Genomic DNA, 15,293 nt, shown 5'->3' on the forward strand with positions numbered 1-15,293 from the left:
AGCGGGCTAGCCAAGAGGGCAGCGGTAGCGCAACTTGTTGAGAGATCCGCCGCCAGTGGAGTCCCCCACGGCCGCGCCGTCTGCGCCCCAGCCAGCGGCTTCGTAGAAGCGCCGGGCGCGTTCGTTGTCTTCCAGGACCCACAAGGTGGCTTGCGTGTAGTCGGCCTGTCCGAAAGCCGCCAACGTGGCCAGCATCAACTGCCTTCCGATTCCCGTGCCCCAAACCTCGGGCATCGCGTAGAGCGTGCTGATTTCCGCGATGACAGGGGTGTCCTGAGACGGGCCGAAACTTGCGAATCCGACGATCCCGGCCTCGGTTTCAGCTACCAGTACTCCCGACGATGGCCACCGTGTTTTCGCGATTCGTGTCTTCCACTCGGACTCTTCGCGGCTCGGGTCCATGGCGTCGAGGTAGTGCTGGGGAACAAGACCGGCAAAGGCCACCTGCCAGGAGCGCACGTAGACGCCAGCGACCTCTGAAGCATCATCAGGCCATGCCTGTCGAATCTGCATGGCTGTCATTCTTCAAGTCCCGTCAATTTGGGCCAATTTCTTTTCCCGAGGGCGATGGTGTCGACGGTCACGGATTTCCCCACGGCCTGCGTGATCAGCGTCACGTAGTTCCCCACCCGCGCGGTCACGATTCCCCAGGGGGATGGTGACCGCGTCCGGCACACCCTCGAAGGGCTGATCAGACCACCGGCGGCCCCGCCTCGATGCGGCGCAGTACGGGGGGCAGGCGGTCCAGGTCGGGGCCGGTTTGGACCTGTCGTTCGTCCCACCAGGTGGCGCCGGCGTCGTGCAGTGGGCCGATCACGTCCTTGGCCTTCGCTGCGTCCGGCGGCGTGGCTCCGCCGAGTACGAACTCGAAGGGGTGCTCGGCCCCGGCTGTACGGTGCTTGCGTACATAGCTGACCAGTTCCCGTACCTCCGCGGCATCGGGCACATGTCCATGCCGGGCCGTCTCGAAGAGTGGCGCCGCACCGTCCCACCGCGCTGCCCGCCGCATGGGCGGACGGTGCGGCCAGAACCCGCCGATCCACACTGGCGGACCCGGCCGCTCCACGCTGGCGGGGGGCATCGTCACGTCCCGGACCTCGTAGTGTTGACCGTGGTGGTTCACCGGCTCGCCGGACCAGAAGCGCATCAACAACTCCAGTCCCTCGTCCAGCCGCTGTGCGAGGAGGCGTGGCTCGGCAGTGTCGCCGAAGCTGCGGTATTCGTCCTCGATCGGACCGCCCAGGCCGGCGGCGAAGATCACCCGGCCGCCACTGAGGTGGTCCAGGGTGGCCACTTGGCGGGCGAGTTGCTGCGGACGGTAACGGGGAACCGGCGTAAGCAGGGTGCCCAGTCGGATCCGGGAGGTCGCAAGCGCGGCCGCGGTCAGCAGCATCCAGGGGTCACCGAAGGGACGATCCTGGTGCTGTCGGTGCAGTACGTGGTCCCAGACGAAGAGTCCGTCCCAGCCGGTCTGTTCGGCGGCGGCCGCCACGGTCGCGACGTTACGGGGGTCGGCAAAGTCGCCGAAGTTGGGGATGTTGATGGAGAAGCGCATCTCAGCAGGATGTGCAGCCGGCCACGAGGGGCAATCGGATTTCAATCCAGGTGACTTCCTGGCAGGCCACGGACAGGTGTAGGACCGCGCAGGCTCCATCGTGATCTCCGAACCACAGTCGGACTGACAGGACTGACCCGTCGGACTCCGCATCACGCGCGAAACCCGTCAGCTGCTACGGCCACCACCTGGGGAATTGCGTGACCGTCGACAGATGGTGAGTGCTCGGCTGTCTGTTCCAGCAGGGCCCGTGCGGAGTCCGCGTAGCGGATGGCGGTCTTCTCATCGATGCCGAAGACGAGGGCGAGGTGGAGGGGGTCGGCGCCGTGGGTGAGGGCCTCTTCGATCTGGCGGTCGACGCGTAGCCGTTCGAGGGTGGCGGTGAGGTTGCGGGTGGCCCGGGTTGTCCAGAGCTTGCCGGCCGGGCCGAGCTCGACGGCGGTCTTCTGGGTGATCGGGCCCTGACCCCGGGTTTTGGACACCGGAGAGACTTGGATCGTGATGGTCCAGGAGAACGGAGTCCCTGTGGGGATGAAGCACTACCCCGCCGAGTTCAAGGCGGATGCGGTCGCGTTGTACCGGTCGCGTCCGGGAGCGACGATCAAGTCGGTCGCCATCGACCTCGGAGTGAATACCGAGACGCTGCGGAACTGGATCCGGGCCGCCGACGGACGCAGGTCCGGCGCTCACTCCACACCTGCGGTGGCGCCGCGGCCTGGTGATGACGCGGTTCAGGCGGAGCTCGCTGCCGCGAGGAAGAGGATCCGCGAGCTGGAGGAGGAACGCGACATCCTCCGCAAGGCAGCCCGGTATTTCGCAGGGGAGACGCGCTGGTGAACCGCTGCCAGTTCGTTGAGGACCACCAGCGCCGGTTCGGCGTCAAGCGGCTCTGCGACATCCTGGGCATCGCCCGCTCGAGCTTCTACTACTGGCGCCGCACCGCACCGGCCCGCGCCGCCCGCAAGGCCGCCGATGAGCGGCTCGCGGCCCGGATACGCAGGGTCCACAAGGACTCCGACGGCACCTACGGCGCCCCGAGGGTCACCGCCGAGCTCCGCGACGACGGCGGCCAGGCAGTCAACCACAAGCGCGTCGCCAGGATCATGCGGACCATCGGGATCGAAGGAGTACGTCTGCGGCGCCGGCACCGCACCACCATTGCGGACCCGGCCGCGGCGAAGGCCCCGGACCTGATCGGTCGCGACTTCACCGCGACCGAGGTGAACACGAAGTACGTCGGCGATATCACCTATCTGAGCGTCGGAGGCGGGAAGTTCTGCTACCTCGCGACCGTCATCGATCTCTGTTCACGGCGTTTGGCCGGGTGGGCGATCGCCGATCACATGCGCACCGAACTCGTCACCGACGCCCTCGCCGCCGCGATCCGGACCTGCGGAAGCCTGGCCGGAGCGGTGATGCACACCGATCATGGATCGCAATATACGAGTCGGATATTCGCAGAGGCCTGCAGGTCAGCAGGGGTACGGCAGAGTATGAGCGCGGTCGGGTCCAGTGCGGACAACGCCGCCGCGGAGAGCTTCAACGCGTCCTTCAAAAGGGAGACACTGAGGGGCCGGAAAGGCTGGTCGAACGAGCGTGAGGCCCGACTCGACGCCTTCCGCTGGCTGTCCCGCTACAACACCCGACGCCGGCATTCCCGGCTCGGCCAGCGATCACCGATCGCTTACGAGAACACCTTCCACTCAACATCAACTACCCTGACCCGAGCCGCATAGACGTGTTCAAGATCCGGGGTCAAGGCCCATCAGCAGGTGGGGATTGGCCGTGTTCGGCCAGCGGTTGCGGCGGTGGTCGAGCCAGTCCAGGACCGCTCGGTGGGTGAGGTCGTCGAGTGGGCGGACGTGGCCGCCGACGGTGATGCGCCGGTTGCCCAGGTCGACGTCGTCCAGTTGCATGGTGCGGATCATCTTCGACCGTGCCGCGTGGACGGCGGCCAGGGCGACGATGAGCCGGATGTCTGGGGTGGTGGCCGTGGCGATGGCTTCGTCGATGTCCGCCTGGCCGAGGGCTTGGTGGACGCCGCCGGTCTGCCGAGGAACACGGATGCGGATCGTGGGGTTGCGAAAAATCTGGCCGTTCTTCTTTGCGTGCCGGAACACTGACCGCAGTGCGACGATCCGGCTTTCGCGCTGTTTGCCGGTGACAGCGTCCCGGGCCGCGATGACGTCCTCCCGGGTGACCTCGCGCAGGTGGTCGTAGCGGCTGGACCACTCCAGCAGCACCGGCTGGATCTCACCCAGGTAGGCCCATGTCGTATGCCGGGAGCGAGGCTCGGACCGCGGGCCACCGTCGAGGAGAGTGCGGCCCCAGGCTTCGACGGCGCGATGGATACCCAGGGGCATCCCAGACCCTCGCCATCGAGGCTGCGGTCGACCGCACTGCGTTCTACGGCACCCGCCCCTACTCTCACCTCCGCGTCGAGTTCGAACGCCGCCTGAACGCCATGCACGAGGCCGGCGAGATCCCCGACCCTCGCGAGGCCCAGATCGCCCGGCTCAAAGCAGAGAACACCAAGCTCTGGGAACGGCTCGCCCAGTCCGAGCAGACGATCGACGAGCTCACCGGCTTCCGCAGCCAGGCCCTGGCCCGGCTCGCCGCCCAGCACGAAGAGATCGACCGGCTCCGCGAAGCCGTCACCGGAACAAGCCGCGTCAGCCACCTCCCCGCACCGCGAACCACCGTCATCGGGACTTGCAGTTGATGCCGCACCCGACAGAGTGCTGGCTCCCGCACCATGAAGAGGCGCACATCGCCGGCGATCAGACCGGGCCCTCGTCGGCGGGCGAAAGCATCACGCGCGGACGCAGGACCATGAGCGAGCCTTCCAAGGCCGCCACCATGGCAAATGTGAAACCGGTCGACCTCAAGACAAAGTGCAACGTCATCAGGATGGACTCCTTGAAAACCGCGACGCACACCCTCCGCCAGATCGGCGGCGACGCGCGACTCGGCAGCAAGGCGGAGGAACTCTGCGGCGTCTGTCCCAGCCTCGGCGGCTCTCCGAGCGATGTATTGAGCGCACGCCAGATCTTCATCGGCCTGCCCATCATCGCCAGTAACCACGAACGTGACGCCGTCGCTCTTGCGCGTCTGCAAGAGCTGAGCCGTTGCCTCCGCCACCACGAAGCTCGCGCACAGCACGAGCGACGCCTCCCTGGCCGCAAGGGCGCCGACCGTCCCTGCCGTGGTCTTCTGCACAACAGTCCGTCCGCCAACGTCAACAGACCGCAGCAAGCCCGGCGAGTTGACCGCGTCGAATCCGGGCGCGGGCGGACCGTCTTTGAGCACCAATCAATCCGGATGGCGCGCCTTGAGCGCGAGGGCTTCGTCCAACGACTCAGCAAGAACGATCTTTTCTGCCCCCTGGCCAAAGGCCCAGGCAGCCACGGTGAAAGCACGCATGACGTCGACCACGACGGCCACGGACGGGGCTTCGGCCAGCTCGGCGATACCAAGGAAACGGGCGTCCATTCCGATCATGATCGTGCATGCCCGACCCAAAGCACCCGGGGAGTGATCCGCATCACATCAACCGTCTCGGAATGCAACACCCGCGGCTGTCTGCGTCGCGAAGGCGGTCCGCACCGACACACCTGCTCAATCGCCACACGAGGGCACCCGCACACGGCCTCTGCGGACACAAGGCATTCGTGCGCGACCCACAACTACGAGTCGGGCATGCCGTTGTGGGACGTGCAGAAGATCCTCGGCCACGAGTGGCCGACCACCACGGTCGGCTACCTGGGATCGGTCAAGGCCGACCCGGAGAAGGCGAGCCTGGCAGCGTCGCACCGAGCGGTGCGACGCCTGAGTGGAGAGGCGTGAGACGGTGAAGTGGAACTTGCGCATGGTAGCGGCCCAACGGGACATCTGGCGGCCGACGCAACTGCTGGTGGCGTTTCGGCAGGTCGGGTTCACCCCCTCCCTGAGCAAGGTCGCGGCCCTGTGGTCGGGCAAGCCGGTCACGGTCCGGCTGGAGGACCTGGACAAGATCTGCGCGGCCCTGGACTGCACGGTCGCCGACTTGATGGTGGCCGAGCCTCAGCAGCACCTGGCCCAGCGCGAGCAGCCGCAGCAGCGGGCCGTCGGCGAACAGCGGGAGGGCGGACCGGTCCGGCCGGTTCCGCGTCGCGGCGGCGGGCCCCGCCGCGGCCTGCCGCCCAACTGAGGCGGCGAGACCATGGTGATCAGCGAATGCGTCCGCTGCCACGGCTGGGGACCGGTCCGTCCGCTAGGCAGCTGCCAGACCTGCCTCAACTGGACGCCCCGCGGCGGTTACAAGGGCCTATGTCACCGGTGCCGGCACGAGGGCAAGGTCAACCGCGACGGGCTGTGCCGGCTCTGCATGCTGGAGATCCGCATGGTCCCCGATCATGAGTGGGCCGAGGCGGCGGCCAGGCGGACGCTGGGCCCCGTCCGGGATCTGCAGCTGCCGCTACTGCTGGAGGGTGTCCGGCTGCCCGTGGTCCTTGCGCGCCACCATGACCGGCCGCTGGTGCGCGAGCGGCTGCGGACCGAGCGCTCGGCAGGCCCTTGGACCTGGGCCAAGAAGGGCGATGACCTGCAGGTCTGCCCTCCGCAAGTCACCGGTCAGCTTCCGCTGCTGCCCCGCCTGCCCAGGACATTCACCCGCCAGCACGGATACCGGATCGCCGCCCGCGAATTCCCCGAGTGGGCGGACGTCCTCCAGGCCGTCGAACGGGTCCGCGTCCGGCGCGATCTGTCCGCGGGGTGGAGCGAGAGCGTGGTGCAGATAATGCGCCTGGCGCTGGCCTCCCGGGAGGCCAGCGAGCAGTTGGTCGACGAGTACGTCGTCGCCGAACTGCCCCGGATGAGGCCTGCCGTCGCCGAGGTCCTGCGGGAGACCGGGCTGCTGCGGCGTCGACTCGGCTCCGGACTCGCCCAAAACGGCTACCGGCGTGAGCGCCGGCGCATGGTCTCCTGCGAGCACTGCCTGGCCTGGAGCGGCGATGCCAGGCCGCTGTGTGACTCGTGCCGGGAGTGGGCTCGTCAACCGGACCGGGCGATTGGCCCCTGCCTGCGGTGCGGCCGCACCTGGCCCCTGAAGGACGGACAGTGCCGGTTCTGCCACCTGGTGCTGAACGAACACGTCGGAGACGGCCCGGCGGTCGAGCAACTCTGGTTCGGAGCCGGCCTGGGCCACGGCCTCTCCACGAAGCAGCCCGGCGACTACAGCCAGGGCAGCCGCAAGAGCCGCCGGCGGGAACTGGAGCGTCGGGAAAAGCAGACCCGGCAGGCCGACCGCCGGCTGTCCCCGCACTTGATCAACCCACACCAACTGGAGCTGTTCCCGCCCCCGGCGCGTGTCTGGAAGCGGGCCCAGCACACCCAGCTGCCCACGATGACACCAGAGGCCGAGCAACTCGTCGCAGAGTTCCGGCAGTTCACGGCCGATCAGCACTGGACCACCCCCTCCCGGGACGTCAATGCCAAAGTCCTGCGGCTTCTCGTCGCCTGGCTCGGCATCGACGCACCCTCCTCGAAACCGACGTCCGCGCCGTCACCAGACTCGGCCCGAACTGGTCAGGACGTCACGTCGCCGCATTCCTCGATCAGCGCGGCCTGCTCGTTTCCCTGGAGCGGACCGACCCGGAGGAGGCCGCGCTCGAACGGCTCCTACAGGGCGTTCCCGATCACCTGCGGGACGAGGCGGACGCCTGGGTCCGCGTGCTCCGCGGGGAAGGCCGCAAGCCCTCCCTCACCATGAACTGGTCCACCATCCGACGCTATGCGCACTTCAACGTCCCGGCCCTGCAGCAGTGGGGCCAGCGGGTCAGCAGTCTTCGTGAGATCACCCAGAAGGACATCGAGGACATACTCAGCAGCCGCACGGGAGAACCAGCCCATTCGCTCCATACCAGCCTGCGATCGCTCTTCCGCGCGTTGAAGCGCGAGCGCGTGATCTTCCACGATCCAGCCCGCCGTGTCTCCGTGGCCGCCAAGGTCAACGCACCACGGCGCATCCCGTCCGACCGGCTCGTCGGTCTGCTGGACAAGGCCCCGACCGCGATGGCCAAGGTCGTCGTTGCCCTGGTGGCCATCCACGCCCTGCGGCCACAGGAGGTCCGCCACCAGCTCCTGGCCGGCCTCGACCGTCCGGCAGGGCGCCTGGCCGTCCCCCGCCGCTTCGGCGATCGCGTCGTCTACCTCGACGAACTGACCATGAGGCTCCTGAACACCTGGCTCCGCGAACGGGCGGAGCGCTGGCCCCGCAGCTCCAACCCGCACCTGATCGTTACCCAGGTCACCGCCGTCGACCCCACAGGCCCCCCGGTATCCAAGGACGGGCTACGGTTGATCTTCACCAAGCTCGGTATTCAGCCTCGGACACTCCGCATCGACCGGCTGCTCGACGAGGCCCACGAAACTGCCGACCCCGTCCACCTGATGCGCGTTTTCGGCCTCTCCGACACAACGGCATTGAAGTACGTCAGAGCAGCCCACCCCCACCGCTTCATCAATGACCCAACGCGGGCCTGAGCGCCCGAGCGCGCGTCAAGCACGTTGAAGCCAGCTGAGCGGAGCCCTCTGCTGGGGCACTGCCCAACGCTCAGCGGCCCTGCCCTGCCCTGCCCTGCCCGGCCCGCTTGGCTGGCTTCATCCTCCGAGCGCGAACGACGCCCGTTCCTGCCACTTCGTACCGTCGTGAACCATGAGTTCAACCGACGAGACGTGGGAGGTGAACGGTGGCCTGCCAGCTAGAAGACTGCTGAAAATCTTGTTGAGGGGCTGATTGGCCGTAGGCCGGGCGGCCCCTTCTTCGTCATGGGGTGGCCGGGGCGAGGTGCCAGGTGGTGTTGGTGCGGGTGAGTCCGAGGTTGATCAGTCGGCGGAGGTTGAGGGCGGCGGCGCGGTGGTGGAGTGCGATGTTGTTGGCGATGACGCCTCGGTAGCGGACTCTGCGGTTGCCGTGGGCGACGAGCCAGGCGATGGCGCGTTCGACCGGGGGCCGCCATCGGCGGTATTCGTCCTGCCAGGCGGTGTCGGTGGCGGCCTGGACGCGGGCTGCGGTCAGCAGTTCGTGCTGAGGGTGGACGTTGATAACCCGTCCGGTCTTGGAGGTTGTGCAGCGTTCCCGCAGCGGGCAGCCGGTGCACAGCCGTTTGAACTGGGCGGTGCGGCCTCCGTCGGCCTTGGTGCGGCCCAGGTTCGCGGTCTGTCCGGCCGGGCAGGTCACGGTGGCGGCGTCGGTGTCGACGTGGAAGTCGTCGATGGTGAAGCCTCCGGGGACGGCCTGCCGCAACGGCGGCGGCTTGACCACCAGGACGTGGCCCTGGGCGGTCAGTTGTTCACGCAGGTCGCCGGTGCCGTAGGCGGAATCGCCGAGCACGGTCAGCGTCTCGCCCTCGCTGTGGTCTTCGTCGGCCAGCAGGTCCAGCGCGACGGCGGCCTCGTGGTTGTCCGGCCCGTAGCCGCTGGTTAACGCGACGGCAGTGAACAGTCCGGCCTCTGGCTCGAAGGACACGTGCCCTTTGAAGCCCTCCTGGTGGCGGGTTCGGTTCTTGTGGATGTGCCGGGCATCGGGGTCGACGGTGGACACCGTCCGGTCGGGCACGGTGCGCATGGCGATGCGCCAGCGTCCGTCGCGGCCGTCGGAGTCCTCGGCCGGCTCCACGTCCTGGCCTGCGACGAGGGCGAGAAGGCCCACCGCGTTCGCGGCCCGCTCGCCCAGCTCACGCTCGGGAAGACGGCCGAGCATGTTGAGCGCGTCGGTCACCAGGGCGTCGACCAGCGCCTCGCGGGCGGCTTCGTCATTCCAGGCGATCCTGGGTTTGCCGGGGTCGGTGTAGTCGTGAGCAGTACACCACCGGCCGGCGACCTCGCCGGCGCCGGGGACCTCACGGATCACCCGGCGGATCGCGGCCACGATCTGGGTGACGGTGTCCTGAGTGGCCACCGCATCGTCCAGGACGGTGGAGTCCAGCGCCCGGCGCTGCTTTCCTCTGAGGACACCGGTGGCAGTCACCACCTCTTTGACCTTGGTGAAAATCCGCGTCGGGTCGGCCGAGCGGGCGAGCCGGCGCCGGAAATAGGTCAGCAGCGAGGGATCGAAGGCGGTGTCGTACAGGCCCAGCCCGCAGGCGGCCTTCCAGCGCAGGTCACACCGCAGTTCCTGGACTGTCTCGAAGTCCGACAGCCCCTGCAGGCTCTGCAGTACCACCGTCGCGGCCAGCACCTGCGGCGGCAACGACGGCCGTCCGTTGGCCGACGGATACATGTCCGCGAAGAACTCTGGCGGGAACAGCACCTCACGATGCTCGGCCAGGAAAGCGAACACACTCCCTGCCGGGATCAACTCCCGGCAGGTCTCCCACACATCCGGCCCGACCATCTCCCCGGCCCATTCCCCCTGCATGCTCACAAGACTGGCCCCGGACTGCCGGTCCGGGGCCAGAACGCAAAAGATTTTCAGCAGTCTTCTAGGTCAGTCTCGATCTCCTCCAGGACGGCGTCTCCCCGGCCTTGCGCGATGGTCAGGTGCGGCACGATCTCGGCGAATCGGCCGCCATACGGCGGAGCCTCAGGCCAACGATCAGCGATCGCCTCTGTGAGCTGTCGCAACTGCGTGTCAGGCTCGGGGACGAGATAGAGAACTTCCGGGAGTCGTCCGCATCTCTCGAATCGCAGGGGTGACTGCCCAGCACGTCCGTGAGTGCGGAGTGGACGGACGCATCTATTCGGCTCTCGTCGAGGTACGGGAAGAGCACGGTGATGTGCGCCGGAACCCCGGCCGGGGCTGAAGGGTCGAACCGTTCACGCCATCTACGGACGGATGGTTCCGCCTCCGGGATCCGGACGATGAGTGCGGTCTGGCCCGTCTGAAACTCATTACGAGTTGGTGCGTGATAGCGGATGAGGCGTCGTGCCTGGCTGGTGGCATGATCCGGCTGTGGCGATCATGGTCAATCGGGCGGTGCTGGCGCATCGGCTGTTCACGGGAATCTCTCGGCGTCATCTCGCCTGTCTGGTGCAGGAGTTGGCGGTGCCGTGGCGGGCAGGCGTCGAGGGCCGCCGCCATGCTGCGCGGGGCAGGGGCAGGAAGCGGGCCGCGGGTGCCGGCGCCCGCCATCAGCTGGTGTTCGTCGACCGGCTGGTGGCCACGCTGATTTATCTGCGGCACGACCTGCCGCACTCGGTATTGGGGCTGCTGCTCGGCGTCGACCGTTCCACCATCACCCGCGCGATCGCAGAAATACGCACGCTCCTGGCCGAGCGGGGATGTGCGGTCCCCGACCGTCCCGGCCTGCGCCTTCGGACCCTGCCGGATGTGTTTGCTTACGCCCAGGCCGAAGGCATCGAGTTGAGGCTGGATGCCACCGAGATCCAGGTCCGCAGGCCACCGGCCGGCCGCGGCGGACGACGCGCGTTCGTCTCCGGGAAGAAGAAGCAGAACACCATGAAGGCCACCGTCATCGCCGACCGGTGGGGCCGCACATTATGGACCGACGCCCTGCGGCCCGGACGTATGCACGACGCCACGGCCGCCCGCAATGAGGGCATCGCCGTCTGCTTCCAGCACTTCCCCGACGTCGAGATCCTCCTGGACGACGGCTACCTGGGCCTGAGCCGTGACCACCGTGGGCAAGCGATCACACCGCCCAGAAAACCGCGTCCGGGAGCACTGCCCGGCAGAGTCGAGCAGTGGGAACGCGACCGCCACGGGCACTCATCCGACCGCATCACCGTCGAACACGCCCTCGCCGACCACAAACGCTGGAAGCAACTGACTCGCTGGACCCACCGACGCGATCGCCTGCCCGACACCTACCGTGCCATTGCCAACCTCGTATCTGACCGCAACACCACCGCCTGAAAACAGGCCATGAGCAGGCCAAACACGCCTCATCCGCTATCACGCACCAACTCGTAAGAGCTGGTCTCATTTGGTGTGATCGTCGCTACGCTGCGGGGCATGGACCTGGTTCAGCGGCTGGTGCCGGATGAGTTATGGGAGCTGTTCCAGCGGGTCGTGGACACCTACGTCTACTTCCACGGCGTCGTCGATGGCGACTGGGGCATGTCCACCGCGGCCGGCCTGATGAAGGGCGTCATCGCCTTCGTCCTCATCTACCTCGCGAACAAGGTCGCACACCGCCTCGGCGAGCAGGGGGTCTATCGATGAGCACCGCTTCCTTTACGGCTCTGCTGCGCCGCGACCGCCGCCACGCCGAGCGCCCGGTCTGGATGGAGCGCCCGAGCGTTACGGCGCAGGGGCTGAAGTTCCTGGTCATCGTCGTGATGACGTCGGCGCCGAGCGAGGCGTTGTGCGCGATGCGGGCGCGAATGTCGTCGTCGGTGGTGACCTCGCCGCCCAGGAAGCCGCAGTGGCCGCCGTGCGAGGTCAGGGGGGCGGTCGCGGTGAGGATGCGGGGGCCGGGGAGGGCGCCGGAGGTGATGGCGGAGCGGAGGGAGACCGCGAGGGCGTCGCGGTCGCCGAGGTCGCGCAGCGTCGTCACTCCGGCTGTCAGGAGCTGCCGGGCGCGTTCCGCCATGCCTGCGGAGAGCTCTGCCGGGGTGGCCTGCGCCGTCGTGCCGATGGGGTCGGGGCCGGAGTCGAAGGCGAGGTGGACGTGGCAGTCCGTCATGCCGGGCAGCACCGTCGCGCCCGGGCAGCGCAGGCGGGGCACTTGGGGGTCCACCGTCGCGTCCAGCTCGGCGGCGGGGCCGACGGCGGATACGGCGCCGGTGCTCTCGTCGACGAGCACGGCGCCGTCGGCGGTCACCCGGTCCGCGGGGCCTGCGATGACACGGACGGCGGTGATCAGTAACGTGTTCACGGGAGTGGGGGTCTCCTCTCGTGCCTGCTGCTTCCCTGCTGCTTCCCGGCGAAGCGTTCCGCGAGCCCTCCTACGGGAACTGCTTCTCCTCGCGGCCGATGTCGTCGATCGGGCCGAGGATCGTCCAGCCGGGCCCGAGGGGGCGGGTGGAGCGGAAGCCGTGGGCGTCCGCGTACTCCTCGGCCTCCTCCGCGGTGTCCTCGGGGGCGCGCATGATCGTGTAGCGCGGGGGGTCCTCGTGGTAGAAGCGGTAGAACGTGCGGCCCTCGTCCTTGGGCTGGTAGAGGATCACGCTGACGCCCCAGAGGGCGTCGTACACCTTCTGGTCGCGCGGGGGCGTCGTCGTGCACGTGTCGGAGGGGCGGCCGGGCTCGCGGACGCAGGTCCGGTACCGGCTCCAGTCGATGCGTTCGGCGCGGGGGTGTTCCGCGATCAGCTTCCGCATCCGGGCGTCGGCCCGGGCGAAGGCGTCCTCGCGGCGGTCGTACTCCTGCTGCAGCCGGTTGAAGCGCTGCTCGTCGAAGCCGCTGCCGAAGTGGGCCTCCAGGCCCGCGAGGACGGCGACCCGCCAGGCCAGGTACCCGGCCGTCACGACGAGCAGCGTGACGACCAGGACCCGGCCCGGCGAGCGCCTGTGGGGCATCAGGTCGGCGAGGTCAGAACGTGCCGCTGATGGGGATCTCGATGTCCGCCTGCGCGATCGGCGGGGGGTACTTCCCGTCGAACCGGTCATAGTGCTGGAGCGTAAACCAGTCGATGAAGCCGTACTCCGTGATCTCGTCGTCCGGGTCGAGACCGAAGTGGTCGTAGGAGTGGAAGACGAGCTTGCCGGAGAAGGAGTTGCCCTCGACCTTGTAATCCTTCAGCGCGATCGTGTGGCCGTGGAACTGGTGGATCGCGATGGAGAGGGCGCGCTGGTTGGCGTCCCAGAGCGAGAAGTCGTACACCGGGTACTTCACGTCCTGGCGGAGGAACTCCTGGAAGAGGACGTTCTTGGAGAGGTCCTCCTGGACCTTGAGCTGATCGGTGCGGCCCTTGTTGTCGATGAGGGACTGCTTGATGATCTGGCTGGCCTTGTCGGTGTACGGCTTCTCCTGTGGTGAGGCGCCGACGGCGCGGGAGAGGGCCGTGCCGGAGCCGCGGTAGAGGTAGCGGCCGGGGTCGAAGTTGTCGTCGACGGTGACCGTGCCCGCGCTCTGGCCGCCGCGGCCGTAGCGGAAGGCGTTGCGGAGGTCGTCGACGGACTGGGCGTAGTCGGCGTCGGCGCCGAGCTTGCCGAAGTTCATGATGTCGTTGAACTCGGCCCACATCCAGGACTCGGGCGTGATGCGGGCGACCCAGAACTCCCAGCCGAGGTCGGTGAGTTCGTCGAAGTTGTAGTCGTTGAAGGTGAGGTCGTCGGCGACGCGCGGGTCGGCCGGGACGGGCGGGTGCTGGGGGTCGGGGGCCTTGCGGCGGCCCTCGCGGAAGGACGACTGGTGGATCAGCATGTCGGTCGGGGGCGGGTCGCCCGGGTCACCCGGGTCTCCGCCGTCGCCGGGGCCGTCGGAGAGGATTCGCTTGCCAGGGGCCTTGGGGCCTGCCTTGTCGAAGGCGTGGCTGTCGAGGACGACGTACTTGGCGGAGCCGTCGGCCGTGGCGGTGGCCGTGATCGTGCTGCCGCTGCGCTGCTGGCCCGACTGCTTGACGAGGTGGCGGGCCTTCTCGTCGTAGCGGTAGAGGGCCGGTGCGGTGCCCTCCGTACGGTCGGGGTCGAGGCGGAAGGTGAGCCTTGCGGCGCCGTCCGCGGGGGCGGAGACCTGGAAGCCGTTGCCGAGGTAGCCCGGAGTGGACTCCGGGAACTCCCGCTGCTTGGCAGGGAGCCTGGTGACCTGGAAGCCGCCGACCTGCTTGGCGCGCAGGCCTTTGAGCGTGGCCTCGGCGGCGGTGGCGCCGCCGTCCGCGCGGCGGGTCACGTCGAAGGCGGAGTTCTTAGCGCGGGGGGAGGCGTTGAGCCTCGTCTCCTCGCCGTCCTGGACGCCGTCGCCGTCGGTGTCGGCCTTGGTGGGCTCCGTGCGGAGCTTCAGCTCGCGGGCGTCCGCGAGGCCGTCCTGGTCGGTGTCGGCGCGGGTGGGCGTGGTGCGGAGCTTGAGCTCGCGGGCGGTCGTGAGGCCGTCCTTGTCGGGATCCTCGGCGCCGTCCTTGGTGCCGTCGCCGTCGGTGTCGGCCTTGAGCGGGCTACTGAAGCGGTAGCCGAGCTCGGCGAAGTCGGAGAGGCCGTCGCCGTCGGTGTCCTCGGACTTGGGGTCGAGCTTGGCGCGCACCTCCAGGTCGTCGGGGAGGCGGTCGCCGTCGGTGTCCTCCGTCGGCGAGATGCCGTGCTTGGCGAAGGACGCCCAGGTCGGGGTATCGGCCTTGGCGCCGGGCTCGGCGCGGTACCAGACGGTCTCGGTCCTGCCCGGCTGGAGGGTGTTCGTGGGGCCGACGCCCTGGAGCGTCGTGCGCGCGTCCTGGGGGGCGGCGAGCTTCGCGGCGGAGGTGTCCGTGATGCGGTCAGAGAGCTCGAAGGTCAGCGACCATTTGGAGACGGGGTGATCGGAGACGTTCTCGAGCTGGAGCCGGGCGACGTACGAGCCCTCCGTCGCTCTGCCGCGGAGGGCGGCCGGGACCTGGCTCCACGCCGCGTCGCCGGGGGCGACCTGGCGGTAGGAGACGTCGACCGTGTTGTCGCGGTAGAGCGTCGCCCCGTCGGTGGCCGCGCCGTCGCCGGGGGTTCCCGCGGCGGCGGGCACGGCCGTGCCGAGGAGAAGGAGTAAGGCCGCGCCGAGGGGCACGGCGGCGCTTCTGTTCATGGGGCCTCCCATGTCTGAAGCCATGTCTGAGAGGGCGGTATGAGACCTGATGCCCGATTCTTCGTTTCGTGTGGGACAAGCGGGCAG

At 68.5% G+C, this 15,293-nt stretch carries 16 protein-coding genes and 2 pseudogenes; 8 read left to right on the forward strand and 10 right to left on the reverse strand.

The window, feature by feature from the left end; translation table 11 throughout:
• Positions 1-6 precede the first annotated feature (6 nt).
• The 3 genes from OH735_RS37090 to OH735_RS37100 form a co-directional block, all read right to left on the reverse strand.
• The gene (locus tag OH735_RS37090) at positions 7-513 is read right to left on the reverse strand and encodes a GNAT family N-acetyltransferase (RefSeq protein WP_406386155.1); all 507 of its coding nucleotides are present in this window, start codon (positions 511-513) and stop codon (positions 7-9) included.
• A gap of 178 nt (positions 514-691) precedes the next feature.
• Positions 692-1,555, reverse strand: a complete 864-nt coding sequence (locus OH735_RS37095) for an LLM class flavin-dependent oxidoreductase (RefSeq protein WP_406386156.1) — start codon at positions 1,553-1,555, stop codon at positions 692-694.
• Positions 1,556-1,707: 152 nt separating this feature from the next.
• The gene (locus OH735_RS37100) at positions 1,708-2,037 is read right to left on the reverse strand and encodes a hypothetical protein (RefSeq protein WP_406386158.1); all 330 of its coding nucleotides are present in this window, start codon (positions 2,035-2,037) and stop codon (positions 1,708-1,710) included.
• Between the two features lie 43 nt (positions 2,038-2,080).
• Between OH735_RS37100 and OH735_RS37105 the strand changes: the two genes are divergently transcribed.
• A protein-coding gene (locus tag OH735_RS37105; RefSeq protein ID WP_406386159.1) for an IS3 family transposase occupies positions 2,081-3,291 on the forward strand; the annotation gives its coding sequence in 2 pieces (ribosomal slippage) (positions 2,081-2,378 and positions 2,378-3,291; 1,212 coding nt in all).
• Positions 3,292-3,297: 6 nt separating this feature from the next.
• On the opposite strand, the gene OH735_RS37110 is transcribed toward OH735_RS37105, so the two are convergent.
• The gene (locus tag OH735_RS37110; protein ID WP_406386161.1) at positions 3,298-3,918 is read right to left on the reverse strand and encodes a hypothetical protein; all 621 of its coding nucleotides are present in this window, start codon (positions 3,916-3,918) and stop codon (positions 3,298-3,300) included.
• Positions 3,919-4,019: 101 nt separating this feature from the next.
• Here OH735_RS37110 and OH735_RS37115 point away from each other — a divergent pair, with 101 nt between their 5' ends.
• Positions 4,020-4,277 carry a hypothetical protein gene (locus OH735_RS37115; protein WP_406386163.1) on the forward strand — a complete coding sequence of 86 codons (258 nt, stop codon included), beginning with the start codon at positions 4,020-4,022 and terminating at the stop codon, positions 4,275-4,277.
• A 58-nt stretch (positions 4,278-4,335) separates the two neighbouring features.
• Here the strand turns inward: OH735_RS37115 and OH735_RS37120 are convergent.
• Positions 4,336-5,047, reverse strand: a pseudogene (locus OH735_RS37120) (2-phosphosulfolactate phosphatase).
• Positions 5,048-5,254: 207 nt separating this feature from the next.
• Between OH735_RS37120 and OH735_RS37125 the strand changes: the two are divergent.
• From OH735_RS37125 to OH735_RS37140, 4 genes are read left to right on the forward strand one after another with little or no spacing between them, the layout of a single operon-like run.
• Positions 5,255-5,401, forward strand: a complete 147-nt coding sequence (locus tag OH735_RS37125) for a hypothetical protein (protein WP_406386165.1) — start codon at positions 5,255-5,257, stop codon at positions 5,399-5,401.
• A gap of 22 nt (positions 5,402-5,423) precedes the next feature.
• Positions 5,424-5,744 carry a helix-turn-helix domain-containing protein gene (locus tag OH735_RS37130; protein WP_406386167.1) on the forward strand — a complete coding sequence of 107 codons (321 nt, stop codon included), beginning with the start codon at positions 5,424-5,426 and terminating at the stop codon, positions 5,742-5,744.
• A 12-nt stretch (positions 5,745-5,756) separates the two neighbouring features.
• Positions 5,757-7,304: a hypothetical protein gene (locus OH735_RS37135; protein ID WP_406386169.1), complete on the forward strand. Its 1,548-nt coding sequence runs from the start codon at positions 5,757-5,759 to the stop codon at positions 7,302-7,304.
• Positions 7,301-8,077 (forward strand): hypothetical protein, encoded by a 777-nt coding sequence (locus OH735_RS37140; protein WP_406386171.1) that lies wholly within the window; start codon positions 7,301-7,303, stop codon positions 8,075-8,077. Before OH735_RS37135 ends, OH735_RS37140 begins: the two co-directional genes overlap by 4 nt.
• A gap of 283 nt (positions 8,078-8,360) precedes the next feature.
• On the opposite strand, the gene OH735_RS37145 is transcribed toward OH735_RS37140, so the two are convergent.
• Positions 8,361-9,953 (reverse strand): IS1182 family transposase, encoded by a 1,593-nt coding sequence (locus OH735_RS37145; protein ID WP_331755405.1) that lies wholly within the window; start codon positions 9,951-9,953, stop codon positions 8,361-8,363.
• Positions 9,954-10,006: 53 nt separating this feature from the next.
• Positions 10,007-10,225: a 2'-5' RNA ligase family protein gene (locus OH735_RS37150; protein ID WP_406386906.1), complete on the reverse strand. Its 219-nt coding sequence runs from the start codon at positions 10,223-10,225 to the stop codon at positions 10,007-10,009.
• Positions 10,226-10,496: 271 nt separating this feature from the next.
• On the opposite strand from OH735_RS37150, the gene OH735_RS37155 reads away from it, so the two are divergent.
• Both OH735_RS37155 and OH735_RS37160 read left to right on the forward strand, forming a co-directional pair.
• Positions 10,497-11,411, forward strand: coding sequence for a transposase family protein (locus tag OH735_RS37155; protein ID WP_406386908.1), 915 nt, complete (start codon positions 10,497-10,499; stop codon positions 11,409-11,411).
• Between the two features lie 153 nt (positions 11,412-11,564).
• Positions 11,565-11,720 (forward strand): annotated as a pseudogene (locus tag OH735_RS37160) (sugar ABC transporter permease); the annotation flags it as partial.
• Here the strand turns inward: OH735_RS37160 and OH735_RS37165 are convergent.
• The 3 genes from OH735_RS37165 to OH735_RS37175 all read right to left on the reverse strand — a co-directional run bounded on the left by OH735_RS37165 (position 11,662) and on the right by OH735_RS37175 (position 15,206).
• Complete coding sequence (locus OH735_RS37165; protein ID WP_406386172.1) at positions 11,662-12,375, reverse strand: amidohydrolase family protein; 714 nt, start codon at positions 12,373-12,375, stop codon at positions 11,662-11,664. The pseudogene OH735_RS37160 and the gene OH735_RS37165 overlap by 59 nt on opposite strands.
• Before the next feature lie 70 nt (positions 12,376-12,445).
• Entirely contained in the window at positions 12,446-13,018 is a 573-nt protein-coding gene (locus tag OH735_RS37170) for a hypothetical protein (protein WP_223124638.1), read from the reverse strand.
• Positions 13,019-13,031: 13 nt separating this feature from the next.
• Positions 13,032-15,206, reverse strand: a complete 2,175-nt coding sequence (locus tag OH735_RS37175; RefSeq protein ID WP_406386174.1) for a DUF3289 family protein — start codon at positions 15,204-15,206, stop codon at positions 13,032-13,034.
• Between the last annotated feature and the right edge of the window lie 87 nt (positions 15,207-15,293).

It is taken from the genome of Streptomyces sp. NBC_01618 (genome assembly GCF_045209435.1).
Classification (GTDB): domain Bacteria; phylum Actinomycetota; class Actinomycetes; order Streptomycetales; family Streptomycetaceae; genus Streptomyces.

What these genes read in the sequence shown, in the direction of transcription:
- OH735_RS37155 (WP_406386908.1), top strand. Translation starts at nt 10,497, where the DNA reads ATGGTCAATCGGGCGGTGCTGGCGCATCGGCTGTTCACGGGAATCTCT.
- OH735_RS37140 (WP_406386171.1), top strand. Translation starts at nt 7,301, where the DNA reads ATGAACTGGTCCACCATCCGACGCTATGCGCACTTCAACGTCCCGGCC.
- OH735_RS37115 (WP_406386163.1), top strand. Translation starts at nt 4,020, where the DNA reads ATGCACGAGGCCGGCGAGATCCCCGACCCTCGCGAGGCCCAGATCGCC.
- OH735_RS37135 (WP_406386169.1), top strand. Translation starts at nt 5,757, where the DNA reads ATGGTGATCAGCGAATGCGTCCGCTGCCACGGCTGGGGACCGGTCCGT.
- OH735_RS37110 (WP_406386161.1), bottom strand. Translation starts at nt 3,918, where the DNA reads ATGCCCCTGGGTATCCATCGCGCCGTCGAAGCCTGGGGCCGCACTCTC.
- OH735_RS37095 (WP_406386156.1), bottom strand. Translation starts at nt 1,555, where the DNA reads ATGCGCTTCTCCATCAACATCCCCAACTTCGGCGACTTTGCCGACCCC.
- OH735_RS37170 (WP_223124638.1), bottom strand. Translation starts at nt 13,018, where the DNA reads ATGCCCCACAGGCGCTCGCCGGGCCGGGTCCTGGTCGTCACGCTGCTC.
- OH735_RS37175 (WP_406386174.1), bottom strand. Translation starts at nt 15,206, where the DNA reads ATGAACAGAAGCGCCGCCGTGCCCCTCGGCGCGGCCTTACTCCTTCTC.
- OH735_RS37130 (WP_406386167.1), top strand. Translation starts at nt 5,424, where the DNA reads ATGGTAGCGGCCCAACGGGACATCTGGCGGCCGACGCAACTGCTGGTG.
- OH735_RS37145 (WP_331755405.1), bottom strand. Translation starts at nt 9,953, where the DNA reads ATGCAGGGGGAATGGGCCGGGGAGATGGTCGGGCCGGATGTGTGGGAG.
- OH735_RS37125 (WP_406386165.1), top strand. Translation starts at nt 5,255, where the DNA reads ATGCCGTTGTGGGACGTGCAGAAGATCCTCGGCCACGAGTGGCCGACC.
- OH735_RS37090 (WP_406386155.1), bottom strand. Translation starts at nt 513, where the DNA reads ATGCAGATTCGACAGGCATGGCCTGATGATGCTTCAGAGGTCGCTGGC.